This window comes from Streptomyces ficellus (assembly GCF_030406405.1).
Classification (GTDB): Bacteria; Actinomycetota; Actinomycetes; order Streptomycetales; family Streptomycetaceae; genus Streptomyces; species Streptomyces ficellus_B.
Window position 1 is genome coordinate 44,525 of sequence record NZ_JAUEPL010000032.1, and the last position, 25,493, is coordinate 70,017.

At 71.7% G+C, this 25,493-nt stretch carries 21 protein-coding genes and 2 pseudogenes; 14 read left to right on the forward strand and 9 right to left on the reverse strand.

What is annotated here, in order from left to right:
* Positions 1-59 precede the first annotated feature (59 nt).
* A complete protein-coding gene (locus tag QWM81_RS20430) occupies positions 60-476 on the forward strand; it encodes a DUF4259 domain-containing protein (protein ID WP_290113613.1) in 417 nt (138 codons plus the stop codon).
* Positions 477-987: 511 nt separating this feature from the next.
* Here QWM81_RS20430 and QWM81_RS20435 read toward each other — a convergent pair.
* The 3 genes from QWM81_RS20435 to QWM81_RS20445 all read right to left on the reverse strand — a co-directional run bounded on the left by QWM81_RS20435 (position 988) and on the right by QWM81_RS20445 (position 4,331).
* Positions 988-1,764 carry a polysaccharide deacetylase family protein gene (locus tag QWM81_RS20435; protein WP_290113615.1) on the reverse strand — a complete coding sequence of 259 codons (777 nt, stop codon included), beginning with the start codon at positions 1,762-1,764 and terminating at the stop codon, positions 988-990.
* 1,162 nt (positions 1,765-2,926) lie between these two features.
* Positions 2,927-4,174 (reverse strand): PucR-like N-terminal domain-containing protein, encoded by a 1,248-nt coding sequence (locus QWM81_RS20440; protein WP_290113617.1) that lies wholly within the window; start codon positions 4,172-4,174, stop codon positions 2,927-2,929.
* Positions 4,175-4,178: 4 nt separating this feature from the next.
* A complete protein-coding gene (locus tag QWM81_RS20445) occupies positions 4,179-4,331 on the reverse strand; it encodes a hypothetical protein (protein ID WP_290113618.1) in 153 nt (50 codons plus the stop codon).
* A 247-nt stretch (positions 4,332-4,578) separates the two neighbouring features.
* Between QWM81_RS20445 and pgfA the strand changes: the two genes are divergently transcribed.
* From pgfA to QWM81_RS20485, 8 genes are all read left to right on the forward strand, one after another.
* Positions 4,579-5,565 carry a cell envelope lipid trafficking protein PgfA gene (pgfA, locus tag QWM81_RS20450; RefSeq protein ID WP_290113619.1) on the forward strand — a complete coding sequence of 329 codons (987 nt, stop codon included), beginning with the start codon at positions 4,579-4,581 and terminating at the stop codon, positions 5,563-5,565.
* A 232-nt stretch (positions 5,566-5,797) separates the two neighbouring features.
* A complete protein-coding gene (locus QWM81_RS20455) occupies positions 5,798-7,060 on the forward strand; it encodes a glycosyltransferase family 4 protein (protein ID WP_435372404.1) in 1,263 nt (420 codons plus the stop codon).
* Between the two features lie 256 nt (positions 7,061-7,316).
* Positions 7,317-8,042, forward strand: a complete 726-nt coding sequence (locus QWM81_RS20460; RefSeq protein ID WP_290113648.1) for a class I SAM-dependent methyltransferase — start codon at positions 7,317-7,319, stop codon at positions 8,040-8,042.
* The gene (locus QWM81_RS20465) at positions 8,039-12,271 is read left to right on the forward strand and encodes an alpha-(1->3)-arabinofuranosyltransferase domain-containing protein (RefSeq protein ID WP_290113621.1); all 4,233 of its coding nucleotides are present in this window, start codon (positions 8,039-8,041) and stop codon (positions 12,269-12,271) included. The genes QWM81_RS20460 and QWM81_RS20465 overlap by 4 nt, the downstream gene beginning before the upstream one ends.
* Positions 12,268-13,581 (forward strand): condensation protein, encoded by a 1,314-nt coding sequence (locus QWM81_RS20470; protein ID WP_290113622.1) that lies wholly within the window; start codon positions 12,268-12,270, stop codon positions 13,579-13,581. The genes QWM81_RS20465 and QWM81_RS20470 overlap by 4 nt, the downstream gene beginning before the upstream one ends.
* Before the next feature lie 13 nt (positions 13,582-13,594).
* Positions 13,595-14,323: a class I SAM-dependent methyltransferase gene (locus QWM81_RS20475; RefSeq protein ID WP_290113623.1), complete on the forward strand. Its 729-nt coding sequence runs from the start codon at positions 13,595-13,597 to the stop codon at positions 14,321-14,323.
* 8 nt (positions 14,324-14,331) lie between these two features.
* Positions 14,332-15,243, forward strand: coding sequence for a hypothetical protein (locus tag QWM81_RS20480; RefSeq protein ID WP_290113649.1), 912 nt, complete (start codon positions 14,332-14,334; stop codon positions 15,241-15,243).
* On the forward strand, positions 15,230-15,451 hold the full coding sequence (locus QWM81_RS20485; protein ID WP_290113625.1) for a Trm112 family protein: 222 nt from the start codon (positions 15,230-15,232) through the stop codon (positions 15,449-15,451). Before QWM81_RS20480 ends, QWM81_RS20485 begins: the two co-directional genes overlap by 14 nt.
* Positions 15,452-16,133: 682 nt before the next feature.
* On the opposite strand, the gene QWM81_RS20490 is transcribed toward QWM81_RS20485, so the two are convergent.
* The gene (locus QWM81_RS20490; RefSeq protein WP_290113626.1) at positions 16,134-16,277 is read right to left on the reverse strand and encodes a hypothetical protein; all 144 of its coding nucleotides are present in this window, start codon (positions 16,275-16,277) and stop codon (positions 16,134-16,136) included.
* 331 nt (positions 16,278-16,608) lie between these two features.
* Between QWM81_RS20490 and QWM81_RS20495 the strand changes: the two genes are divergently transcribed.
* Complete coding sequence (locus QWM81_RS20495) at positions 16,609-16,773, forward strand: hypothetical protein (protein WP_290113627.1); 165 nt, start codon at positions 16,609-16,611, stop codon at positions 16,771-16,773.
* 76 nt (positions 16,774-16,849) lie between these two features.
* Here the strand turns inward: QWM81_RS20495 and QWM81_RS20500 are convergent, their stop codons facing one another.
* From QWM81_RS20500 to uppS, 3 genes are all read right to left on the reverse strand, one after another.
* Positions 16,850-17,020, reverse strand: coding sequence for a hypothetical protein (locus QWM81_RS20500; protein ID WP_290113628.1), 171 nt, complete (start codon positions 17,018-17,020; stop codon positions 16,850-16,852).
* 347 nt (positions 17,021-17,367) lie between these two features.
* Positions 17,368-18,837: an oxygenase MpaB family protein gene (locus tag QWM81_RS20505; RefSeq protein ID WP_290113629.1), complete on the reverse strand. Its 1,470-nt coding sequence runs from the start codon at positions 18,835-18,837 to the stop codon at positions 17,368-17,370.
* On the reverse strand, positions 18,834-19,520 hold the full coding sequence (uppS, locus tag QWM81_RS20510; RefSeq protein ID WP_353938326.1) for a polyprenyl diphosphate synthase: 687 nt from the start codon (positions 19,518-19,520) through the stop codon (positions 18,834-18,836). Before uppS ends, QWM81_RS20505 begins: the two co-directional genes overlap by 4 nt.
* Before the next feature lie 428 nt (positions 19,521-19,948).
* Between uppS and QWM81_RS20515 the strand changes: the two are divergent.
* Positions 19,949-20,452, forward strand: a pseudogene (locus tag QWM81_RS20515) (aminoglycoside phosphotransferase family protein); the annotation flags it as partial.
* A gap of 1,042 nt (positions 20,453-21,494) precedes the next feature.
* On the opposite strand, the pseudogene QWM81_RS20520 reads toward QWM81_RS20515, so the two are convergent.
* A pseudogene (locus QWM81_RS20520) lies at positions 21,495-22,138 on the reverse strand (IS5 family transposase); the annotation flags it as partial.
* Positions 22,139-22,228: 90 nt separating this feature from the next.
* On the reverse strand, positions 22,229-22,852 hold the full coding sequence (locus QWM81_RS20525) for a histidine phosphatase family protein (RefSeq protein ID WP_290113631.1): 624 nt from the start codon (positions 22,850-22,852) through the stop codon (positions 22,229-22,231).
* A gap of 333 nt (positions 22,853-23,185) precedes the next feature.
* Here QWM81_RS20525 and QWM81_RS20530 point away from each other — a divergent pair, with 333 nt between their 5' ends.
* The 3 genes from QWM81_RS20530 (at position 23,186) to QWM81_RS20540 (ending at position 25,333) form a co-directional block, all read left to right on the forward strand.
* Positions 23,186-23,638: an Hsp20/alpha crystallin family protein gene (locus QWM81_RS20530; protein ID WP_290113632.1), complete on the forward strand. Its 453-nt coding sequence runs from the start codon at positions 23,186-23,188 to the stop codon at positions 23,636-23,638.
* Positions 23,639-23,830: 192 nt separating this feature from the next.
* A complete protein-coding gene (locus QWM81_RS20535; protein ID WP_290113633.1) occupies positions 23,831-24,223 on the forward strand; it encodes a DUF2267 domain-containing protein in 393 nt (130 codons plus the stop codon).
* A gap of 339 nt (positions 24,224-24,562) precedes the next feature.
* Positions 24,563-25,333 carry a DUF4386 family protein gene (locus tag QWM81_RS20540; RefSeq protein ID WP_290113634.1) on the forward strand — a complete coding sequence of 257 codons (771 nt, stop codon included), beginning with the start codon at positions 24,563-24,565 and terminating at the stop codon, positions 25,331-25,333.
* The last annotated feature ends 160 nt before the right edge of the window (positions 25,334-25,493 follow it).

A 25,493-nucleotide genomic window follows, 5' to 3' on the forward strand; every position in this document is an offset into this window, starting at 1 on the left:
GATGTCAGAGGCGCCTGGAACCATGCCTTCGTCCGAGACAGCCTTACCAGGAGCCATACATGGGAACGTGGGGAACCGGCCCGTTCGACAGCGACCTCGCCGCAGACTTCGTCGATCAACTTGAGGGACTCACCCACCAGCAGGTCATCGACGTGCTGGAGCGGGCATTCCAGCGAGTCACCGACTCGGGAGAACGCGTTGATGGCGGAGACGGGGCCGAAGCCGTTGCCGCTGGCGCTCTCGTCGCCAGCACCCTCCCGGACAGCCCCATCGCGATCGACCCCGAGGACGGCCCCAGCCAACCGCTGCCCGAACTGCCCGCCACCCTTCGCGCGTCGGCGAGACTCGCATTGGACCGGGTTCTCCGGGACGGATCAGAAATGGCAACCGGCTGGGTGGACAGCGCCGACGCCAACCAGTGGCGCCAGGAAGTGCGACAGATCCTCCACGCACTCGAAACGCCCACTGATCACTAACCGTGACCGCTTCACGGAAGTCGTGCCAGAACCCGATCTTGTACGAAGCCACCCAGGAGTGGCGAGCTCGCGAGTCTGCGAGCTCGATTCTCGGAGACCACAGCCAGACGGCCAGGGCCAGCCCCCGACTGACCGACGTCTGGAGGCAACTCGTAGAGCAACTCTTACGACAACCCGAGCTCGACCCTCTGGTGCCGAGCGTGATCACCGGTTGGGAAGACTGCGGGGATGAGCGTTGAGCATCGCCGGCCGCTGAGATCCAGCCCCGACATCACTGAGCCTGCCCCGCGTGATCCTCACGCGCGTACGGCGGCGGAGCGGGTGGCTGGCGCCGAATGGGTGGCCGAGCGGCCACCCGGCCCGGAAGGCCGGGGACTGGACGGCGTCGCCCGCTTGGTCCAGGCGTTGTAGGAGAGCGCTGGCGGTGCCGGAGGGCGGGTGTCTCGCTTGCGGTGAAGCGAGTCGGTGACGTGGTGCGGGGAGCGTTTTACCTCGGAAGGGCCGGCGCTCCTCATCGGGACGTGGGTGCGGGACGCCCTTGGGAAGTGAGGAGGGTGCGGAGGTCGATGACGCGGTAGCCGCGGGCGGTGAATGCTTCGAGGATCTGCGGCAAGGCCTGGGCGTCGATGACCTCGGTGCGGTTGTTGGGCGCGCCGAGGTGCATTTGCAGGATCGCTCCCGGACGCAAGGCCTCCACTGCCCGGCTCACGGCGCGGTCCACGGTCATGCCCCCCTCGGTACCCTTCCATCCGTTGGTGTCGGTGGTGAATTCGATGTCCGCGAACCCGAGGCAGTTGACCTCCCTGATGTGAGCGGGGGTTGTTTCGCTGTAGGGGAAACGGAAGAACGGGGTCAGGGCCGCACCCGCTCCGGCCGCGCGCAGGGACCAGTCCGCTGCCTGGACCTCACGCTTTCGTTCGGACGCGGTCAAGTCGCTGAAATAGGGGTGGCTGTAGGAGTGGTTGCCCAGCCCGTGCCCCGCGGCTGCGATCCTCTTGACCACCTCGGGATGCCGGTCGGCGAAGTCTCCGGTCAGGAAGAACGTGGCAGGCGCGTGCCAGCGGTCGAGCTCGCCAAGAATGCGATCCAAACCGGCGTCGTTCCAGGCCGCATTGAACGTCACCGCAACAATCGGCTCGTGCGAGTGGAACACGCGGTTCTCCGATCCGAACAACGCCCGCAGACCCTGCCCGTTCGCAGCCGCAATACGGGGCGTGGCAGCCTTTGCCGGCGCGGCCGGGCCCCCGGCATGCACCGCCCACAGCACAGCGAACACTGCGGCGGCCACCAGGCGCAGACGGAGGGACACAAGACGACATGCGGTGAACGGAGAACGCGTTTCCATACGACAGTCATCGGCCGACCGGTGCTCATCCGTGAGCCTCTATCAAGACCAAGCGGCGCACGTGGCGTACAACGAACGGACCGCGCACGATGACGCCGCCCCTCCCGCCGGGGAAACCGAGGAAAAGCGCCTCCCGAGGTGACGGAATGCGCCGAGCGGGGTCAGCCGGCCGGGCGGCCGTCGCGTGTGCGTTGGCGCTCGCTCCGGGGTGGGTTCCCAGTCCGGGAACGCGAAGCCTTGCGCGGGGATCTTGGGGGCTGCTGGTAGGTGAATTCGATGGCGAGCGCCAGGGCCCGACGCGCCTCCTCTCCGGTGACCCCGCGGCGAGCGAGGTCACCGGCACTTCCACCGGTGGCATCAGAGCCCTGGGCCGGAGTGGGGATCGCCCGGCCGGTGGGCGACCAACTAAGGGGCAGGCCTGGTCCGACGACGGCGGCCGCAGCTGGACGAAGCCCTCCACCGCGCGCTGGCCCAACGCGGGCGGCGGGAGCGGGTTCCAGATGGGGGTGCTCGTCGCCCGGGACGGGGTACGGGTACGTCCACCTCTTCGGCACGCCCAGCGGCCGGTTCGGGGACGCCCGTCTCGCCCGGACCACCCCACGCGTCTGCCGGAGCCCGCCGCGTACGCGTGACTGGACCGCCTCCGGCCGGCGGGCGGGCGCGCAGGACGACGCCGTAGTGGTCATGCCAGCCCCCCCGGGGGGCAGAACAACACGCACCTGGGCAAGTGGCTGGCGCTCACCTGGACGAATCGCGCACCGTGATCGTGGCGCGCACCGGGGCCCCCGGCGAGCCCGTGGAGCGACGGGCAGGCCGTGCCCGCCGCCCCGGCCTCTACGGCGCCTTCCTCCACCCGGCGACCACCGGATCGGAGGTGTACCTCACCATGTCGAAGTGGACCCGTACACGTCGTGCTGATGCGCCTGGCGGTGGACGGGCTGGTCCGACCGGGGCGCGAGCCGGCTCCCTCCCCACCTGTTCGCTGCTCGCCGGCTGCTGTTGCTGTCCTGGTGGTCCGTCCCATAGCGGTCAGGCCGGGATCGTCACGCGTCCTCGCGTCCTCGTATCCTCGCGCCGTCAGGTCGCCGGGCCGGCGCCCCGTCGGTCAACGCGTGGGTAGCGGCAGCCGCCCCTGCAAGCGCTGTGCCCGGAGGACCAGCTCCAGTTCGAACCGGCGGTCCGGGTCCTCCACATCGTCGCCCCACAACGCCTTGATCTGGCGCATCCGGTAGCGGACCGTCTGCGGGTGCACACCGAGCCGTGCGGCGACCTCGGGTGCGCCGCCCCGGGTCTCCAGCCAGGCCAGCAGGGTTTCCGCCAGGCGGCGGCGCTGGGTGGGGCCGCGGTCGGCGAGCGGAGCGAGGCAGCGGTCGGCCAGCGCCTCGATCAGCTCCTCGGGAGGCAGCAGGACCAAGGCGTCGATGTGTTCCGTGCAGTGCAGGAGCTCTCCCGACGGGAGCAGCCCGCGCTCGATGAGGCTCATCGCCTCCGTCGCCCAGCGCAGCGAGACCGCGGCGTCCGCCAGGGCGACCGCCGGGCCGAGCGCCCCCGTCCAGCCCCGCAGCGCCCCGTGCAACTGCTCGCGGCGGCCGGGCACCGCCGGGTCCGGGACGAAGAGCAGGGGCTGCTCGCTCTCCATGTCCAGCAGCACTTCCGGACCCACGGCCGGCGCCACGCAGTCGCGGGCCGGGCGCAGCAGCACCCCCACGGCCACCCGCTGGGGGAGAGTCCAGCCGATGCGGGCGGCGTGCGCGGCGTACTCCTCCAGGGAGCGGGACCGGCCCGGGTGGCGCTCGCCCAGCAGCGCCTGCGTCAACTTCCGCTGCAGCCGGAGCCGCTCGCTCGCCTGGCGGGCGGCGGCCTCGGCGTAGCCGCGCACCGTCTGGTCCACCAGGTTGTCGAGGAAGGCGAAGCCCGCCTCCGCGAGGTCGTACATCGCGGGCGGCGGGATCCGGGCCTCATGGCCGATTTCCGCCAGCCGCCGCCAGGCGAGGCGTACACCGAGCCGGTAGACCGCCTGGAGGGAGTCGAGGGTGCGGCCCTGCTGTCCTTCCCCGCGGCCGAAGTCCTGGAACACCTCCAGGTGGAGTTGGGGGCTGCCGGAACCACGGACGAGGTGCTGGAGGAACTCCTCCAGTGCGCGCCGTATGCCGACCAGGGCGACCAGCTCGCCGGATTCGTCGACGAGGAGCGGCATCCTGGGATGTTCGCGGCATATCGTGTCCAGGATCTCCTGGGCGAGTGCGGGAATCTCTCCCATGGCGCGGTCGGCGAACGCGCGCACCTGCCGGTGGGGCAGGCCGGCCCAGGCCGAACGTTCACCGGCCGGCGCCTGCAGGTCCACTCCGGTCAACGGGTCACCCCCGGGGAAGAGCCGTTTCATGGCTGATCAGTGGCACATTGGGCTGTTCCGGGTTGGCCTCGAGCAAGGCCACGATGGCGAAGGCCGCGCCCACGGCGAGAGCCGCGGCGACCGCCACGGTGAGGGCGGCGGCGAGCAGTCTGGGCATGGTCGGGTCAGCCTTTCTCACGCTGGGACCCCACCACGAGTCCGCCACCCCGGACGGTGACCACCCCATCGCACCAGTGCATTGACAGTCCGTCAAGGGGACCCCTACGGTTCCCGGCCCATACGGAGTGCCCTACGGACTCCCTTACGGGCTCCCTTACGGACTCGCTTACGGAGTCCCCCATGGAGTCCTACGGAGTGCACGTGTACGCCGCGCAATCCCGCCCCGGCCCCACGGAGTGTCCGCAATGCGTCGCACCGCTTCCCCCTTGTCGCTCATCCTGCTCGGAACCGGCGTGTTCCTGCTGGTCCTCGCGCCGTTACTCGTGTGGTACGTCCAGCCACGCGCCAAGGTCACCCCCATCGACGTCGACACCGTCACCGTCTTCACCGGTACGGGCAGTTACTTCGACACACGCCGGATCGCCACCGTGAGCGGCCGTCCGCTGACCATCACCCGCCAGGTGCGCGGTGACGTGGCCGACAGCGTCCGCAGCGGCCGGGCCGTCTGGGACGTCTCCACCTCGGTCGACGCCGCCCACACCCTGCCCGCCGCGGCCACGCACGATTCGCTCCAGTGGACGCTCGAGCGCTGGGTCACCGACCGGCGCACCAATGAACCGGTGCACTGCTGCGAGGAGACGCCGGCCTTTGACGGCGAGGCCTACCTGAAGTTCCCCTTCGATGTGGAGAAGCGGTCCTACCGCTGGTGGGACGGCACGCTCGGTTCCACCGTGAACCTCCGCTTCGCCGGCACCAAGAAGGTCCAGGGGTACGAGGGATACCGTTTCACCGGCCGTGTCGAACCGGCGAAGACGGGTACCCGGCTGGTGCCCGGCCGGCTCGTGGGACAGCCCGGCCGGCCCCAGGTGCTCGCCGAGGAGTGGTATTCCAACCACGGCATCGAACTCGTCGTCGACCGGCGGACGGGGCGGATCATGAACGCGGCCATCGGGCCGCGGAAGGTGCTGCGCGCACCCGGTTCGGCCAAGGACGCCGTCGTGCTGCTGGACAGCCGGCGCATGGAGTTCACCCCGGCCACCCAGCGCGCACAGGTGGCGCTGGCCTCGGCGGACAACCGCAAGCTGCGGCTGCTTGGGGAGACGGTGCCCTTGGGCGCGGTCGTCCTCGGCACCCTGCTCACGGCGGCCGGCACCGTGCTGCTCCTGCGCGGCGGACGGCGAGCCCCGGGGGAGCGTGGACGGCACGACTTCGATGCGGCGCCAGCAATGTGACGCGGCGTCATTCCGCGGCCGGGCCGAATTTGTCATCCGGGTGAGTAGCTGAACCGGCGGCGTTGGCGAACACTGACCAACCCACCGCACCGCCACTTCCGTCCTCCCCGGGCATCCCACGACCTGTTCCGTCCAGCCACCCGGTGCCGGCGACCGCTCCGTCGGCCCGGAGTCGGCCCGGAGCACCCGTCATCCGGTTCCGGATTCCCGACCTGAACGAGTTGGAGCTCGAATGCCCCAGCACGTACCCCCCATGCAGGCCCCAGCCGTTACCAGCGGCACACGGTCGTCCCAGGACGCTGCGCCTCCCCCTCGCCGCATCGTCTTCCTCTCCCGCCGCGACCTCGGCAACCGCGCCGCAGGCGGCTCCGAACTCCTCGTCGACCGGCTCGCGGAGGGCCTGACGGCACTGGGCCACGAGGTCACTCTCCTGTGCGGAGGCCCGGCCGCTTACCGCGACTACCGCGTCGTCTCGGCGGGCGGAGACCTCGGCCACTTCCTCCGGGCGCCCAGCGCCTTCACCCGGCAGGTGGGCGACTGCGACCTGCTGGTCGAGGTGTGCAACGGCCTGCCGTACCTGGCCCCGCTGTGGCACCGGGGCCCTACCCTCTGCCTGGTCAACCACGTCCACACCGAGCTGTGGGGCATGCGCTATCCCCGCCCCGCGGCCGGGATCGGGCGGCGGCTGGAACGCTGGGCGCTGTCCGGTGCCCAGCGCGACAACCTCCTCGTCGCCGTCTCGGAATCGACCGCGTCGGCGCTCGACGCGCTGGGCGTCGACCCGGCCCGGATCCGCGTGGTGCACAACGGGGTCGAGGACCCGGGTCGCCGGACACCGCGGTCGGCTCAGCCGCTGTTCCTGGCGGTCGGCCGACTGGTCGAGTACAAGCGCATCGACCTGCTGTTACGGCTCTGGGAGCGGGTACGGCCGGTCACCGGGGGAGAGCTGGTGATCGTCGGGGACGGCCCCGAGCGCCGGCGGCTGGAAGCCCTCGCCGGCCCCGGCGTCGTCTTCGCGGGCCGGGTATCGGACGAGGAGAAGCACCGGCTGCTGTGCGCCTCCTGGCTCCTGCTGCACCCCTCCGCCGTCGAAGGGTGGGGCCTCGTCATCACCGAGGCGGCGACTCGCGGCACCCCCTCGATCGGCTTCGACGTACCCGGTCTGCGGGACTCCGTCGACGACGGTGTGACCGGGGCGCTGGTACGCGGCGAGAGCGCCTTCGCGGCGGCCTGGTGCGCGCTCGCCCTGGGCCATGAGCGGCGTGCGGCCATGGGCAGGGCCGCCGCCCTGCGAGCCGAACGCTACCGATGGGCCACGACCGTACGGCGCTTCCGTGCCGTGGCGGTGGAGGCGGCCGCCCGCCACCGAGCCACCGGGTGCGACGGCGTCGCGACCGCACGCGCCACGGCCGCCGGCCTCTCCGGCGGTTCGCCCGCGCCGGGCGGCCTGCCGGTAGCACAGGCGGCCGCCCCGACCGCCCCGCGCCGGGGATGAGCCGATGAAGAACCCCTCTCCGCCGAGCGACGCCTCTTCGCCGAACGGTCCGTCTTTGCCGAACGGCCCCTCTCCGCCGAACGGTCCCTCTTTGCCGAGCGACCCCTCTGCGTCGAGCGACCCCTCTGCGTCGAGCAACCCCTCTGCGTCGAGCGACGCCTCTCCGCCGAACGGCCTCTCTCCGCATAACGACCTTGCTGCGCCGCAGGCCCCTGCTCCGCCGCAGGCCCCTGCTCCGCCCAAGGCGCCTGCACCGCTGAAGGACCCCTCACTGCGCCGGTCCGTGGCCCTCTTCCGCGCCTTCCTGCGCGAACCGTCCGACCCGCGGGGCTTCTACGAACTCCTGGCCCGCGACGCGGCGAACCAGGTGGAGCGGTACGAACCCCTCGCCGGGAGCGTCGTCGTGGACGTGGGGGGCGGAGGCGGCCACTTCACCGAGGAGTTCCGCCGGCGCGGCGCCCAGAGCTTCCTCTTCGAACCGGACCTGGACGAGCTGACGGCCGGGCACCGGCCGCCGGAGGGAGCGGTCGTCGCCGACGGGTACCTGCTGCCGCTGGCCGACGGCTCCGCCGACATCTGCTTCTGCTCCAACGTGCTCGAACACGTGGAGGACCCGTGGACCTTCCTCAGTGAACTCATCCGCGTCACCCGCACCGGCGGACTGATCTACGTGTCCTTCACCAACTGGCTCTCGCCCTGGGGCGGTCACGAGTGGGCGCCCTGGCACTACCTGGGCGCCGAGCGGGCGCGGCGCCGCTACGAGCGCCGGACCGGCCACCCGGCCAAGCACGTCCTCGGCGAGAACCTCTTCCCCGTCCACGTCGGCGCCACCCTGCGCCAGGTCCGGGCCCGTGACGACGTGGCCGTGGTGTCCGCCCGCGCACGCTACTGGCCGTTCCTGCCCGGCCTGGTCACCAGGGTGCCGCTGCTGCGCGAGTTCGCCACCTGGAACCTCCTCCTCATCCTCCGGCGGTGCCCATGACCACCACGATCCCCGCGCCTCCGCGCACGCCGGCGCCCGGAGCGCCGCCCGCCGCCGAGCCGGAACCGGACGGCGGGCCGCGGTCGCGACGCTGGCTGTGGGGCTTCTGGGCCGCCGCCCTGACGGCCTTCCTGGCGGTGGCGCCGGGCCGGATGACGTTCGACACCAAACTGGGCGTCGCCCTCGACCCGCTGCGGTTCCTCGCGGACCTCGGGGAGCTGTGGCACAGCCGCGCCGGCTTCGGCGGCATCTTCGACCAGTACGTCGGCTACGCCTTCCCGATGCTGCCGTTCTACGCGCTCACCGACCTGGCGCGGGTCCCGGTGTGGCTGGCCGAACGGCTGTGGCTGTCGATCATCGTGACGACCGCCTTCTGGGGCGCGCTGCGCCTCGCCGAACGGCTGGACGTCGGCACCCCCCGCACCCGGTTGCTCGCCGCCGTGGCCTACGCGCTGTGGCCCGTCTTCACCGTCGTCGTCGGCTCCACGTCCGCCGCCGCGCTGCCGGGCGCATTGCTGCCCTGGGTGCTCCTGCCCCTCACCGACCCCCGCACCCCACCCCGGGCCGCGGCCTTGCGCTCGGCGCTGCTGATCCCCCTCATGGGCGGTGTCAACGCGGCCTCGACGCTCGCCTCCCTCCTGCCCGTCGGCCTGTACCTGCTCAGCCGGCCGGCGGGCCCCCGGCGCCGGTCCCTGCTCGCCTGGTGGATCCCCGGTGTGCTGCTCGCCACCGCCTGGTGGGTCGTCCCCCTGCTCCTGCTGGGCCTGTACGGCGAGAACTTCCTGCCGTACGTCGAGCAGTCCGAGACCACGACGGCCACCATGTCCGCCACCGAACTGCTGCGCGGGGCGGGCAACTGGGTGGCCTATCTGCACTTCGGCGAGGCCTGGCTGCCCGCCGGCTGGACGGTGGCGACCTCCGCCCTGACGGTCCTCTGCTCGGCGCTCGCCGCTGCCCTGGGACTGGCGGGCCTCGCCCGGCGGGACATGCCGCAGCGGCGCTGGCTGCTGCTCGTGGTGCTGTCGGTGGCCCTGGTGACCCTTGCGGGGTACGGCGGCCCGCTCGGCGGGCTGTTCCACGGGACCGTGCAGAACTGGCTGAACGGCTGGCTCGTGCCGTTCCGCAACATCTACAAGTTCCAGCCCGGCCTGGCGCTCGCCCTCGCCCTCGGGCTCGCCCACATCACCGCGGTCCTCGCGCGCCGGCGCGGGCAACGCGCGGTGCGCGGCCGGCCGTACGTCCCGCTGATCGCGGCCGCGCTCGTCCTGCCGGGTCTCCTCCTGCCGTACGTCAACGGGAGCATCCTCCAGCCCGGCGCCTTCACGAAGCTGCCCACCCACTGGGAGCGCACCGCCGACTGGCTGAAGGAGCACTCGCCGACCACCCGGGCCCTCGTGGTCCCCGCGACCGCCCACGGCATATACACCTGGGGCACCACCATCGACCAGCCCCTCGACGTCCTCGCCGACTCCCCGTGGGCGCAGCGCGACTACGTGCCGTTCGGCACGCCCGGCAACCGGCGGGCGCTGGACGCCGTGGAACAGGCGCTGCTGTCCGGTGGTGAAGTGCCGGGCCTCAGCGACTACGCGCACCGGATGGGGCTCCACTACATCGTCGTACGCAACGACCTCGACCCCGACCAGATCGGCTACGTCCCGCCGCAGACCGTCAAACGCACCCTGGAGGCCTCCGGCTACCGGCGGGTGACCGGGTTCGGGCCGGTGCTCACCGGCGGGCGGATCCCGGACGACACCCCCGTACAGATCGAGGGCCTCTACCCCCGCCAGCAGGCAGTCGAGATCTACGAACCGCCGAGAGCCACCGAGCGCCCCGGCCAGGCCGCCGTCAAGCCCGTCGCGGACACGGTCGTCGTCAGCGGTGGTCCCGAGGCCCTGCTGCGGCTGTCCGCCGCCCCCCGGATGCGCGACCGGCCCGCCGTACTCGCCGGCGACGCGACCCCGGGGCTCGGCACACCACCCGTACGGGCCGTGGCGGACGGACTGCGGCGCGCCGACACCCGGTTCGGACTCGTCAACACCAACACCTCGTACACCTATACGGCGACGGAACGGAACCCGTCCGCAAGCGCGCAGGACCCGGGCCGCCCGCCCCGCCAGATCCTGCCCACCGACGACGTCCGCCGCCAGACGACGGCCGTGCTGCGCGGCGCTGCGTCGGTCACCGCGTCGAGCAGCGGCAACTGGCTGTTCCACCTCCCGCAGTACGACCCGGTGAACGCGTTCGACGGCAACCCCGACACGGCCTGGACCGAGGGCAGCGCCGACTCGCCGGTCGGGCAGTGGCTGCGCATCGACTTCGAGCGCAAGCTGTCCCTGGCGGGCTCGGTACGGCTGTCGCCGCTGCCCTCCGGCGGGCTGCGCGCGGCGGCCACCTCCGTACGTGTCGAGACGGAGCGGGGGAGTGAGGTGAGCCCGCTCCGGCCGGACGGCACGCCGCAGACCGTGCGGACACCGGCGGGGCAGAGCGCCTACCTGAAGATCACCATCGAGGGCGCCCAGCAGGGCCGGCCCGGGCTGATCGGCGCGGGCTTCTCGTCGGTCGACATCCCCGGTGTCACGGTCACCCGGCTCCTTGCCCTCCCGGAGGACACCGCGGGCGAAAACCGCGCGCCCGAGGAGGTGTACTCCCTGCACCGGGGCAGCGACCCCGGCGGCCTGTCGCCCGCGTCCGCGGAAGTCGGCCTGCACCGGCAGTTCCTGACGCGGACGGCGGGCGCGTACGCGCTGCGGGCGACCGCGCTGCCGGTGCCGGGCGACGCGCTGGACGAGCTGCTGTACCGGCTGGCGCCCGAGCAGCGCAGGAAGCTCACCGCCACGGCCGACTCGACGGCCAGGCTCGGCTCCTCCCTCACCCCGCGCAACCTCGTGGACGGCGACCTCACCACCGCGTGGATCGCCGGGGAGCGTGCGGTGATCCACCTGCGGTGGCCGGGGAAGCGGGCGGTCGGGGAGATCGTCTTCGCACCGGCCGGAGGGCTCTCCGCCCGCGCCCAGCAGGTGGAGATCAGCTCCCCGGACGGCGCGGCGGCCGCGTCGGTGGACGACAACGGCCTCGCCCGCTTCCAGCCGATCACCACCGACCGGCTCGACATCACGATCTCGCGGGCGGCGCCGCTGACCCTCCACAACCCGGTCGCCGACGACCGGCTGCAACTGCCGGTCGGACTGAGCGAGGTGTACGTACCGGCCCTCGACGACCTCCGGGTGCCGCAGCCGGACCCCGACACCACGTTCCAACTGCCCTGCGGCCAGGGGCCGGTGCTGTCCATCGACGGCACCCTGCACGCGACGAGCGCACGCGGCAAGGTCCGCGACCTGACCGAGCGCCGCCCGGTCGACGTGAGCCTGTGCGCGGGCGCCGAACGCGGCGGCACCGCTCAACTGGCGGCCGGTACGCACCGGGTGGAGGCCGGCGACACCGGTCCGCTCGCCATCACCGACCTGAGCCTCACGCGCGGAAGCGCGCCCCCGCCGGCCGCCCCGACGGACCGGCGCGAAACGGCCGTCGGCGACTGGTCGGGCGACCGGCGCACCGTGGAGGTCGGCACCGGTCCGGCCTCGTACCTCCAGCTGTTCGAGAACCACAACGACGGCTGGCGGGCCACCCTGAACGGGCAGAAGCTGACACCGGTACGCATCGACGGCTGGCAGCAGGGCTTCCTGATCCCGGAGGGCGAAGGCGGCACCGTACGGCTGGAGTTCGCCCCGGCATGGTGGTACGTCGCCGGTCTCATCGGTGGCGTGGTGGGCGTCCTGCTGCTGGTGGGCCTGGTGTTGGTCCTCGGGCGAGGCCGGCGCGGTGACGCCGAGCCGGACGAGCCGCCGGCGCCGGGGCCCGTGCTCGGGGTGGTGGCGCTGACGGTGGTGGTCGCGCTGATCGCCGGGTGGGTGGCGCTCGTCGTCCCCGCGCTGGCGGTGGTCGCCCACCTGCGGCGCTCGCTGCTGGTGCCGGTGGTGCTGGTCACGATGGCTGCGGCGGGGATCGTGGCCGCCTGGGCAGCCGGTTCCCCGCCGTCCGCGCGCGAGGGAGCGTTCGGGGCCGTGGCCCAGTTCCTGGCCGTGACGGCGCTGGCGGCGGCGGTGGTGACCACCCGTCCTACCGGCGAGACGGCCGGCACCACACCGGTCCATCCAGGTCCGGTGACCACCCCACTTCCGCGGCGGCGACGTGCCGCACAAGCCCCACGAGCAGAAGGGAACGGCCCATGACGGCACTGCACCACCACCCGGCCCGGCAGGACGGCCGCGAGCCGCTCCCCCGAGTGCCCTTCTCCACGGTCGACGAAGTGACCCGGCACTGCCTGACCCCGCGGGAACCGGAGACGGTCCACATCGAGGTGCACCTTCCGGGCCGTCCGGATCCCGAGCGGCTGCGCACCGCGTTCACCGAGGCGCTGCGGCGCCACCCGCGCATCCTGATGCGCGAGGCGCCCGGCCCCTGGTACCGGTGGCGGTACGAATGGGAACTCACCACCGGCCCCGACCCCGGCGTGGAGGTCGTCTCCGTACCGGCCCCCGGCCCCGGCGCGCTGGACCGGGCGCGCAGCCGCGCCCTCAGCGAGGCGCCGCCCCTCACCACGTCCCCGCCGGTACGGCTGGAGGTCATCGACCGCGTCCTGCTCCTCACCGTCAACCACACGGCACTGGACGGCCCCGCGTGCCTGAGGGTCCTGGCGACCGCCGCGGAACTCTACGGCGGCCGCGACAACTCGCCCCAGGCCCCGCCCGTACGCCCGCCGGCCGACGAGGCGCCGCGCGGTGTGTTCCCCGAGACCGGTGGCACCGGGTTCGCCCGGGTGGCGCGGGTCGCCCGGGGCGCCCCGCGCGACGGGGGGGCCAACGGCATGCTGGTGGCCGAACTTGACGTACCCCGCCGGCCCAAGGGCGCTCCCTACACGGTCAACGACCAGCTCATGGTGGCCACCGCGCGGATGATCGCCCACTGGAACGGCGAGCGCGGCGGGCCGTCCCGTCCCCTGCGGATCACCATGCCCGTGGACGACCGGACCCGGGGAATGGACATGCCCATCGGCAATGGCACCCGCCTGGTGGAGGTCCCCTTCGCACCCGCTGAACTGGCCCTGCCCACCGACGACTTACTCCGGCTGACCGCCGCCCGCACCCGTGCGCTCAAGGCCCTGCGCCGCCCGCAGCTCGGCCGCGGCGCCGCACTGCTGACCGCGCCCGTCCTGCCGGTGGCGGCCCGCTCCCTGATGGCGCGCACGGCACGCCGGGCGCTGGCGCCCTGGACGTCCACCACGCTGCTCAGCAACATCGGCCGGGTCCCCTACCCGCTCGACTTCGGCGAAGGGGTGGGCACGGCGCAAGCCGTCTGGTTCTCGGCCCCGGCACGCATGCCGCGCGGGCTGACCGTCACCACCGCCAGCACCGGGGGGCGGCTGCACCTGGCGCTGCGCTGGTCGGCCGCGCTGCTCGGCCCGGACGACGGCGCCCGGCTGCGCGACCTGTTCGGCCAGTACCTCAAGACCCCCAGCGCTCGTGAACGCTTCACCGGATGAGGGAGCCACCCCCATGACCACTGTGCGGCCCCCGAGCGCTCTGCGTGACTTCTACGAGAACCCGGCCGTCCCCGTCGCCTCCGGCGATGCGCGCAGCCGCCGCCAGGCCCGCATGCTGGCCGACGCCCTGCGCGGCCGGACCGGCGCGATCGTCCTGGACGTCGGCTGCGGTGACGGCACCGCGGCGGCCGTCGCGGCCCGCCTGCTCCCCGCCCACCGGATCATCGGCGTCGACTGGTCGCAGGACGCGCTGCGCCGCGCCGCGCCCCGCATCGGTACGGTCGTGCGCGGCGAACTGGGCGACGGAGGGCTGCCGTTCGCCGACGGTGCGGCGGACGCGGTGCTGTTCAGCGAGGTTGTCGAGCACCTCGTCGACCCGGACAGCGCGCTCGACGAGCTGCGCCGCGTCCTGGCGCCGGGCGGCCACCTGATGCTCTCCACCCCGAACCTGGCCGCCTGGTACAACCGGGCCCTGCTCCTCGCCGGCGTCCAGCCGGTGTTCTCCGAGGTCAGCCTGCGCGGCATCCACGGCAGGCCGGGCTCGGAGGTGGTGGGCCACCTGCGCCTCTACACCGCCCGCGCCCTGCGGGAGTTCCTCACCGCGTCCGGGTTCGGGATCGTCCGCGTCGCCGGCGCCCCCTTCCACGGCGTACCGCCTGCCTTGCGTCCCCTGGACCGGTTGGCCTGCGCGGTGCCCAGCGCGGCCTCGATCCTGCTGGTGCACGCCCGGCGCACCCGGTGATGAGCGCCATGTGGTGGGGCGTGGCGGCCGCGCTGTCCGCGAACGTCCTCTACAGCTCCGGGTTCGTCCTGGAGAAGCGCGCCCTGTCCGGCATCCCGGCGCTCAGCGTCCGCCGCCCCCTGCGCCTGGTGCGGCTGCTGCTCGGCAGCCCGCTGTGGATCGGCGGCTCCCTGGCCCTGGCGGCCGGTTTCGGCGCACAGCTCGTGGTGTACCGGACCTTGCCGATGGCCGCCGCGCAGGGCCTGTTCGTCTCGGGTCTCGTGCTGCTGCTCCTGCTGTCCTCCCTGATCCTCGGCGAACGCCTGTCACGCCGTGAGCGGTACGCCACGGCGGGGATCCTGGCCGCGCTGCTGATGGTGGTGGCCTCGCTGCGCCAGGACGCGGACGTGGTGGGCGACAGCGCGTCCGCCGTGTCCGTCCTCGCCCTCAGCGGTGTCACGCTCCTCGCCGGTTTCCGGCTGTACGCCGTCGCCGAGCGCCGCACGGCCCGTCGCCAGCACGCGGCACCCCCCACGGGCATCGCGTACGCGGTCGCCGTCGGCCTGATCTACGGAGTGAGCTCGCTGGCGATCAAGGGCATCTCGGCGCGCCTCGCCCCCGACGCGCCGCTCGCCTCGGCGCTCTCGCTGGCGGCGACCCCGTACCCGTACCTGCTGCTCATCACGGGAGCCGGTGGCCTGGTCCTGTCGCAGACGGCATTGCAGCGCTGCCGGGCGTCCCTGGTGGTCCCCGTGTGCACGACGACCTCGTGCCTGTACACCGCGACGGTGGGCACCCTCGCGTTCGGCGAGTCCCTGCCCCAGGACCCGATACGCCTGGTCCTGCTGCTGGCCGGGGCGTCGCTGGCGGTGTCCGTACTCCTCGCCCTGTCCTTACCACCCGCCCAGAAATCGGAGAAGCCGAGCCATGAAGTCCGATGACCCGCTGCTGAAGATCCTGGTCTGCCCACTGGACAAGGGCCCGCTCACCCTCCTGCCTGCCGACGACGCCCTCTACAACCCGCGCCTGCGCCGCCTGTACCGCGTCATCGACGGCATCCCGCAACTGCTGCCGTCCTCGGGCGTGCAAGTGACGGACGACGAACACGAACGCCTCCTCGCCCGCGCGAAGCCCTTCCCCCACCCCTGACGCCGAGCGCTCCGCGCGACCGGGGTGCGCGCGTGCGCGGTCGGGGAGCGGGCGTGCGCCGGTCCGGAGACCGGGGTCCGGAGACCGGGGAAAGCGAGCCGCCGCCGGTGCCTTTGCATAACAGTGCCGTGGCCTGCGCTCCCGTGGGGTATTGAGTATTCCTCGGGGCCCTTGCGATCTCCGATCTTCTATGTTGGCGGGGAGCTGTCGGGGATGGTGTCTGGCGGTGCTCCAGCTGAAGTCAGGGCGGTGCCAGGGCCTTGCCCGGGCTGTCTGCTGGCACTTTCGGGTGGGTAGGGCGGGGAAGAATCAGCAGGGGGCGGGCGGTTGTGTTCTCGGCATTTTCGGCCCGTGGGGGCGGGCTGTCGGTGATGTGGGCCAGTTCGTGTCACGTCAGCCCGTCCCAGCGGTTGGGCCGGCCGGCTCGAAGGCGTCGCCGGCGCTCTGGCGAAGCCGCGTGCGGGGCGCTCTCGCTCGGGCCGTGAGCGTCGGCTTTCGCCCGGCGGTGTGCACGACGTCCTGGGCGCCGGTGCCGCAGAACACGTGGTGATCCCGAGCTTGTTGCGCAGGTAGTCGAAGAAATGCAGTACCGGACCGAGCTGCTCGGTGGTGGCCCGCTGGATGTCGTCGACCAGCAGCAGCCGAGTCCGTGAACGCTTCAGCACGGGCAGGACCGGTGCGGTCATGTCGGCGGTGCGCCCGCGGAAGCAGCAGTTCCGGGCGGCCCGTCGACCACGATGTCCAGCAGGCCCTCGCGCCTGTTCTGGCTCCGTCCCAGCCGCAGGCAGGTCTTGTCGAGGGCGCCGTCGAAGAAGGGGTGGGGCACCAGCCTCAGGTGACTGTTGTAGACGGGCCGCGGGTACTTGAGGCGGAGGGGCGTGCGCGGGGGAGGGGAGTCCGGCAGCACGGGGGTGTCGATCTTCTCGGACGTAGCTGTTCAGCCATGCAGCTTCGCCGGGCGGCAGTGGTCTCTCGCGGTCGGCGACGGGCAGGGACGGGTGCGCGGTGACGGCATCGGCGCCGGACAAGGTGCTCTGGAAAGGGACGACCGGTTCGGCACGCTGTGCGGGGGTAGGGCCCCGCACACACCCGGCGTGGCCCTGGAGCCGGGGAGTGGGACATCCCGCGCGTCCCCCTGCTCTACGACCGTGCGGTCATTGCCTCCACCGCTCTCAGCACCCGGCTGCGCGCCGCGCGCCGCGCGCCGCACCGGCCGTGCCCTCTACGACGACGTCGTGGTGCACCAGCAGGCCGCGATGCCGGAGCAGATCCCCATCCCGTTCCCCGACTCGACGCCGACGATCGGTCGGCGCTCGACTTGACGTCGTCTTGACGTCGTTGCGGGTCCTGAAGAAGTCCCGCACAGACGTGGAAGCCCTCGACCTCGCTGCCGAGCGGCTACGCCACCTCCAGGACGCCTTCACCGCAGCGGCCGATCGAGCCCGCGCCACCATGGACCCCCACGCCGACCGCGAGAACATTGACCGAGCGCACCCGGTGCGCGGGGACGCACAGCAGGCACATCGTCCACACCAGTCCGGCCCGTGCCGCGGCCGGGAGGCCGGCCACTGAGTGCACCCGATGTCGCGCACCCAATGTGCGGGGTGGTGCGCACCGCCGTTGCACGTCACTCTCCTCCAGCGAGTGGAGCCCACCGTCCGGGGGTGGACTCCACCGGTTGGGAGTGCACTGCATGATGCGGGAGTGCGCGGTATCGCCGGTGATGGTGCCGCGCATCCACTCCGTTCGCACCCGCGCACTTCCCCCAAAGCACCTTGCAGAACCGTCAGGGAGATCGCGTGGGAGCCACTCCAGGGATTAACGGGCGTCGAGCTACCAGAAACCGGATGAAACGCAGCCGTCCGCAGCCCAGATCATGCCGCGGCACCGGCGTCGAATCAGTTCCGCAACACACTTCAGGCGTCGGCGAGCAGGGGGTCGTACGGGGTGCTCGTGCGGCGGCCCGACATGAAGGAGAGGAAGTCGCCCACGAAGGCGCTCCGGCCGTAGGCGCCGTCGGTGGCGGTGAGGTCGCGGTGGAAGGCGGTGCGGAAGAGGGTTCGGTATTCGTCCGCGTCGATGGTCCCGCTGCCGTCCTTGTCGGTGGCGTCGAAGAGCACCTCGGCGACGCGGATGAGCGCGGGTCCGGCGAGGGAGGGGACCGCGGTGGCGTACTCGTCGGCGCTGACTCGGCCGTCGCCGTCCGTGTCGAGGGTGGCCTGGAGCTCGCGCCACCAGGCGGCGAAGGCGTCGTAGAGCCGGGTCTCCTCGGGTTCGTCCAGGTCGAGGCGCGTGGAGAGTTCGCGGGCCATGGCGGCGAGGTCGGGCCAGTCGAGGTGGCCGTCGCCGGTCTGGTCCAGTACCTGGCGGAAGAACTCCGCCGCCGAGCGTCGGCCTTCCCCCGTGCCCGCCGAAGGCCCCGGGGCCGGGTCGGGGTCGGGGTCGCCGCCCAGCGGTGCGAGGAGGCGGAGCAGGGCCGACGCCCGCTTCATGCGGGCGCGCAGGGCGGCCACGGTCCGGGCGCGGGGGTCGTCGCTGCCGGGCGAGAGCGAGAGGACTTCGATGATGCCCTCGGCGTTGATCCAGCCCTTGGGCAGGAAGCGAGCGAGCCCGGCGGCGAGGTAGGCGCCCTGCATGAGGGTCGGCGCGCCGGGCATCTCCGGCAGGCCGGCCCGGCGCCGGTACGGCTCGGGGAGCGAGGCGATGGTGATCGCGCCGAGGAGCGGACCGGCGATGGCCCGGCCGGCCGCCCACAGCGTCGGCGCGCCGTCGAGCAGTGCCGGGGCGGGCAGGTGGTCGAAGAGCCGGTAGAGGATGACGCGGGCCGCCTCGGTGTTCTCCAGCTCGTCCTCGACGACCCGGTCGAAGTACCGCCAGAAGTCGTGGAGCTCCTCGGGGAGTTGCCCGGCGTCACCGTCGAGCGCGGCGAGGAACGCGCGGTACTCGGCGTACATCCGCTCCATCGTGTCCTGGTCGAGCGGCTGGCCGCTCAGCCGGCACATGGTGACGGCGCTCTCGAAGAGGGTGGCGACCACCCAGGCGCGGGTCGCGGGGTCCATCGCGTCGTAGGCGTGGCCGCGGGAGTCGGAGCCGCTCATGCGGGCGTGCAGCCGGTTGAGGCGGGCGGCCTCCCGTTCGCGTACCGCCGGGTCGGTGCCGAACATGCGCCGCATGCTGAAGAAGGTGTTGCGGAGCCGGCGCCAGGGGTGGGCGACGAAGGTGGAGTTGTCGACGAGGGCGGCGCCGATCTGCGGGTGAGCGGCCTCCAGGACGGTGGCGCGGATCACGGCCAGCGCCCAGCGCGGGTCGTCGAAGAAGGCGTCGAACTGCGATTCCGGGCCGAACAAGGGTGCCTCATCGGCCGTGCCCGTGGTTCCGGTCGTCATGATGGGTCTCCGTTCGTCCTGGGCGGCACGTCGCCGAAGCGGCGGTCGCGGCGCCGGTAGGTGTGCAGGCAGGCGAGGAAGTCGGGGGCCCGGAAGTCCGGCCAGAGCACCTCGGGGAAGACCCACTCGGCGTAGGCGACTTGCCAGAGCATGAAGTTGGAGATGCGCTGCTCGCCGGAGGTGCGGATGACCAGGTCCACGTCGGGGGTGTCGGGGAACGGCAGGTGGTCCGCGAAGAGCCGCTCGGTCACCTCGTCGGCGGGCGTCCTGCTGCGGATCAGCGACTTTGCGGCCTCGACGATGTCCCGGCGCCCGCCGTGGTCGAAGGCGACGGTCAGCGTCATCCCCCGGTTGCCGGCGGTCAGCGTCGTCAGGTCGGCGAAGTCCCAGGCCAGTTCACGGGGGATACGCGGGTCGGCGACTCCGAGGAAGCGGCAGCGGATGTTGCGGGCGAGCAGCAGCGGCGCGTGCTTCCGCACGACCCGGCGGACCAGGCGCATCAGGTAGTCGACCTCGGTGCCAGGGCGGTTCCAGTTCTCGGTGGAGAAGGCGTACAGGCTGAGCCACTCGACGCCGGCGGCCCGGGCCGCCTCGATGATGTCGATGACGGTGGTCTCGGCGGCCCGGTGGCCCGCCGTGCGAGGAAGCGAACGCCGCTGCGCCCAGCGGCCGTTGCCGTCCATCACGCAGGCCACGTGCCGCGGCACAGCACGCGCCGGCCCGTCGTCCCGCCACTGCTCGCCGAACCCTTCGCTCCGCCGTTCCCGGCCAGGCCCGTCACCCGGCCGCTGCCCGCCGGGCCCGTCGCCGCGCTGTCGCTCGCCCGGCCGGTCCTCCGTCGCCGCTCGTGCGCGCGGGACGCCGTGGTCTCCCACGCCCGGACCCGTCCCGTCCGGAGCCGCGCGACCGGCCGTACCGCGCTCGGTCACGCCCACTCCGTCTCACCGCCCCCGCCTCGCCCACGCCCCACCGGCGCGTTGCCTCCCGGAGTCTGACAGCAGGGAAGGGCCCTGACCCGCCAAACGGGTGACCGTCACCCTTGGCACGTACGTCCAATCCCCTCGTACGGCACCGGATGGGAGTGCTCTCACCACCTAAGGGGCTGATCTGACTCGATCACCTCCAGCGGCTGCGGAAGGCCGACCGGCGGACGGACTGCGACGACGTCGAGACCGCACTCGGGCAGATCTCCGCAGCGGCCGAAGCCCGCGCCCAGGGGGCGAAACTCGCCCCCTTCGGCTGGCTGCACTGAGAATTCCACCCCACGAGCATCCACATCGGGCAGGACCGCTGGCACCCCGTCGACTTCGCCCGCGCCTTCACCGGCCCCGGCCTGATCGACCTCGCCTCGTACGACGGCACCACCGACGCGCCGGACCCCGTCCGGCTGAGGGTGTTCCTGGAGCAGTACGTCACCGCCGGCGGGCACGAGGACGCCCTCGCCGCCCGGGGCGGCCTGCCCGCCGGGGCAGGGGCCCTGGGCCGGCACCGCATGTGGGCCGTCGAATGGTTCATGGAGCAGGCGATCCGCTGGATCGACGCCCCGGCCAATGACCCCGCGTACATCCCCGTCGTCCGCCGCCACCTCAACGGCGTGGTCCAACTCCTGGAAGTCCAGGTGCTCACCCAGGTCTCCCCCTGGTACGCCCACGCCGCCCAACGCCTGACCACGCCCCAGCCCACGCCCTCACCCCTCCCACACGGATGAGGTGGAGCACCCACGCGGGCCTCGCTCCCGGAGCTGAGATTCTGGGAGGGGACCTGCGCGGCAAGCGCTTCCTGGAGCTGGCTGCGGCCCCGGCCACAACGTGGCCCACCTCGCCAGCACCACCAGACCCGCGTCACCGGTGTCGCCCTGGTCGGCCTGCAGATACGGCGAGCGCGCTCGCACTACGGACACGTCGACGGAGCCACCTTCGCTGCAGGCCGTGCCCTGCACCACCTCCAGGCCACCGGCCAGACCCTCGAGGCGATCCACTCGGCCTTCGGCGCCGTCGGCCTGGTGACCCCGGAACTCCTACTCACCACAATCTCCCGCCGCCTGGTGCCCGGCGGTGTCCTGGCCTTCTCCGTCCCGCACCCGGCACGGGCTGGAAGATCTCCTTCGACGGACGACCGTCCGTGCGACATGACAGTCAGAGACGACCGTGCTCTGGAACGAGCGTCTCGCACCGATCACACAGCACGAGGTGGGCCCGTCGGCTCTCACGCAGTGAGCCATCCGCACCGCATCGTTCACAGATGCTCTCGCTGCGGTCAACGAAAGCGTCAGTGACAGCATGGAGACGCGCGTACTGCGCATCTGTCCAGTTGCCGCCAGGCTTCCACGGCCGCGGAAACGCCTGGAAGGCCAGAGCCCCCCACTTCTGCTTCACGGCCAGGAGCTCGTACTCCGGGAACTCCGCGACAACCGCCTGATGGCACTCAAGCAACAACTGCCGCCAGCCAGGACCCACATCGACGTCGTACGAAGGGTCTCGCAGGTGTTGCCTGATCGGTTTCAGCACGTCGCCCGAAGCCGAGGAAGCCCCAACCATCCAGTCTCCTCACGCAGCCATGGACCTGATCTTACGGTGCATGGCTCGCCCGACGTGATCCACAAGAGAAGCCCTATTGCCGCATCAGGCAAGGTTAGCCCTGTCGTGACGCGCCGCGCCTGGATCCGGGATAACTGCGGGGATGCCCCGGCGCTGCAAGTGGCCGCGGATGTGGCGGGATGAGAAGGCGCGGTCCGCAGAACGGCCAACGGCCGGGTCCGGGGGCTGCCCGGGCCGCCTCGGGGCACCCGGATGCGGGCCATGACGGCTTCGGAAGCCGGTGTGTCACCGGCCTGGCCCGCGGTGAGGGTGAGGGCCAAGGGCCGTGCATGGCCGTCCGGGGCCAGATGGACCTTCGTACTGAGCCCGCCGCGCGAGCTCCGAGTGCATGGTCAGCGGGCCCTGCTGGGGTTGGTGCCCCTTGTTGAGTGCTCCGGCGGCGTGCTGAAGAGCCCGGACAACGGTGGAGTCCACGGACACGGTCCAGTCGATGTCGTCGTCAGCGTCGGCCAAGGCCAGAACAGCGGCGAGCATTCTCTCCCAGGTGCCGTCCATGGCCCATCGGATCAGCCGCTTGTGAGCAATTTGCAACGACCCGAGCTCGTCAGGCAGGTCTCGCCATGGGGAGCCGGTGCGGTACTTCCACGCGATGGCCTTCAGTGGCGGCGGTGGTCGGCCCATCGCCTGCCACGGGCTGGATCGGCCGGCATCGGCGGCTCGGTCCGGCACCACATCGCATCAGTGATCACTAACCGAACAGACACATCGAATCAACCGACCGGTGCTCTGAGGGGACACGCTTGTCGACGCCCTCGCTTGGCGCGATGAGCCACGGCGATCGTTGACGGCCGACTTCAGATGTGCAGCTCGGTGGGAAAGCCCGTCCAGCGCAACCCGATGGGCAGATGCCGCATGTCGTTGAAGACGAGGATGGAGGCGGGTCGACCGGGTTCGTAGCGGATGACCGTGAGCGCCGCGTTGCAGTGGTTGAGGCCAAGCCAACGCCACTTCGGTGCATGCATGGCGTCCCGGACGAACCAGGCGACCAGGAAGTTATGGGTGACGACAAGTTCGTGCCGGTCCTCTTCAGCCGCCACCGCCCCGGTGAACAGATCGAGAGCCCGGCGGGCCAGCGCAGGCCCGTGCTTCCGCTCTTCGTCGGTGGCCCCAGCGAGGAAGCGGAGACAGAAGTCTGCTGATTCGGCCGGTAGCTCGTCCTTTTCCGGTATGTAGGGCACGTAGTCACCGGCGACTTCCGAGACGTGCAGAGGGACGCTCTTCAGTTGGCCGCCGATCAGGCGTGCGGTCTGTTCCGCCCGTGGCAGAGGACCGTGGTGAACAGCTGTGAAGGGGATCTCACGGAGGCGTTGGCCGAGCAATGTGGCTTGCCGTCGGCCGCCCTCCGTCAGCCCGCTCTCGTCCGGTAGTGCCTCGCCGTGCCGGACAAGGTAGAGGTAGCGGGTGGCTACGCCGGTCATCTCAAGCTCCTCTGCGCCCACTAGCGATCTTGTCATCCATGGACGCTGCCCCCTGAGTGCCGGTTCCCTCCGCCTATCGAAGAGACAGGTCCTAGGACTCCCGGCACGGCTCACGCTGGGCTTCTTCTTGATCGTGGTCTTCTTCGCGGATGAGGTTCTTGGCGTGGATGCCCCCGCCGTCCTGCCCAGGGTGATCCGCTGAGCGACGACGGGAATATGGGGCGCAAATGGGGTCATTATGGGTAGTGGAGGTCCCGGTCAGGGGGACTTCCGGGACGCAACCGGCCGTGGCGTGTCACCGGCCCGGAGCCTTTCGGAAGGAGATGATCGGAAATGACGCTTCCCGTACGTCGTGAGCAGACCGGCGCGGTGTGGGACCCCTTCCGCGAGTTCCACGACCTGTACGAGCGGATGGGGCAGCTGTGGCAGTCCGCCGTCCCAGGAGGCGGCGGCCTGATGGCGGGCACGTGGGCGCCACTGGCGGACCTGGAGGAGACCGACGATGCCTACGTCGTCGAAGTCGACCTGCCCGGTGTCAAGAAGGAGGACATCACCATCGAGCTGAACGCCGGCGAGCTGTCCGTACACGGTGAGCTCAAGGAGAAGGAACGCACCGGGGTGCTGCGCAGCCGTACCCGTCGCACCGGCCAGTTCGACTACCGGGTGATGCTGCCCCAGGACACCGACGAGGAGGGCGTCACCGCCGAACTCTCCGAGGGCGTGCTCACCGTCAAGATCCCCAAGGCAGAGAAGGCCAAGCCCCGCCGCATCGAGATCACGAGCTGACCTGGCATCTCATGCAGACACGAGCCCGCCGCACGGCGACGGTGGGCTCACCTTTACGGACACCCGCCTGGGCCCGGTGCGGCAGCTGTCGGCCCTCGCCCTTCTGTGGTGCGAGGAGATGCGGCGTGGCGGGAACATGCTCAGGGGCTCATCACCGCCCCTTGTTGATCACGAAAAGGATAGGAGGACGCCGTGAGGTACGACGAGTTTCTGGCACAGGTCCGCGAGCGCGGCGAGTACGCCGACCAGGCCGAGGCGGAGCAGGTCACCCAGGCGGTGCTGGCGATCCTCGCCCAGCGCATCACGCCCGGCGAGGCCAAGGATCTGGCCGCCCAGCTGCCCGGCGACCTCGGCCAGGCGCTGGCCGTCGGCGACGAGCGGCAGGTGGAGTCGTACGGAGTGGAGGAGTTCCTCAGCCGCGTCGCCGAGCGCACCGGGGCCCGGCCCCGCACGGCCGAGTGGGACGCCAGCGCCGTGCTGTCCACCCTTGCCGAGACCGTCTCCGGCGGAGAACTCAACCAACTCCTCACCCAGCTCCCCTCCGGCTTCGCCGCCCTGTTCGGCAAGCCGGAGCTGAGCGACTGAAACGACCGGAGGTAAGCGGCAGCGCCGAGCAGAGCGCCGTACCCACGCGCCAGGTGACGGGGACTGTCTCAGAGGCTGTTTCTGGACCCGTTGCCCGGCCGTCCTCGCTTTCCTGCCGCCGGGGGCGCGCCTAACGGTGCGGGTGAGCCAGCAGAGGGGGGCCGAGTCGGGGCAAGCCGGTGCACAAGGAGACCGGCCGACGGCCAGGCCCGCACCGTCGCTGCGGACCGCCTCACGGTGACGTGGCACCGCTTGTCACTACGCGGCCGACCGCGTTGTGGCCGGTGAAGAGGGCTGAGGCCGGTGGCGCGCGGGGGGTGATGGGCGTAGACCGGATGTATGGGTGCACGCAGCGGCCTGCGCGACGGGCCACGAGCCGCTGCCCTCTGGGTCGGCGCCGCGGCGGCGCGACCGCTAGCCCTGAACGTCATCAACCATGAGGAGCGGAGCATGAATCGGGATCGCGGGACCGAGGCGGTAGGTGATTCTCATGAGTCGGCGCAGGGGTGGGCTCGACTTGCCCCGCTTAGCGGCGTGGTTTTCTTCGCACTACTGGTGGCCTCCGCCGTCACGGCTCAAGAGACGCCCGAGGAGTATGCCTCCGGCGCGAACGTGCTCTCTTTCTTCAAGGCTCATGAGAGCACCACAAAGGCGTCCGCCCTGCTCGCGGGCTTGGGAGTCGTCTTCTTGATCTTCTTCGCCAGCTGGCTGCGCACATACCTGCGTAGTAGGGGGGCAAGCGCGCTTGCGACGGCGGTCTTCGGCGGCGCTGTCGTGATCGGCGTCGGCGGCGCGGCTCGGGCAGGGATTAGCTGGGCGCTCGCCTCTGGTCATGACAAGATCGACCCCAGCGCTGCCCAAGCGCTCAATGTCTTGCATGCGAGCCACTACCCGGCCGTCGTCGGTATTGCGATCTTCATGTTCGCCACGTGGCTGTCGGTCTTGCGGACCGGCGCGCTGCCACGGTGGCTGGGGTGGTTGGCTCTGCCGATCGCCCTCATCGCGATCGTGCCGCCTACCCTGATTCCGCTCATCGCCGCGGGCGTGTGGATTTTGATCGCCAGCATCGTCATGTACGTGCGCGGCGGTCAGACTGCTCGCGCCGCCTGACCCTCGACTCACCGGGGGTGGAGCCCCGGTTTTCGTAGACACCTGGTGGCTGATTGACGACCTGGACGGCAACGGGTGAGGTCAGGCGGCCATCCGCCGGGGGGTGGCGTACACCACTGCCGGGCATGACACGCCGCCGAGGAGTACACCGCCTGCGGCC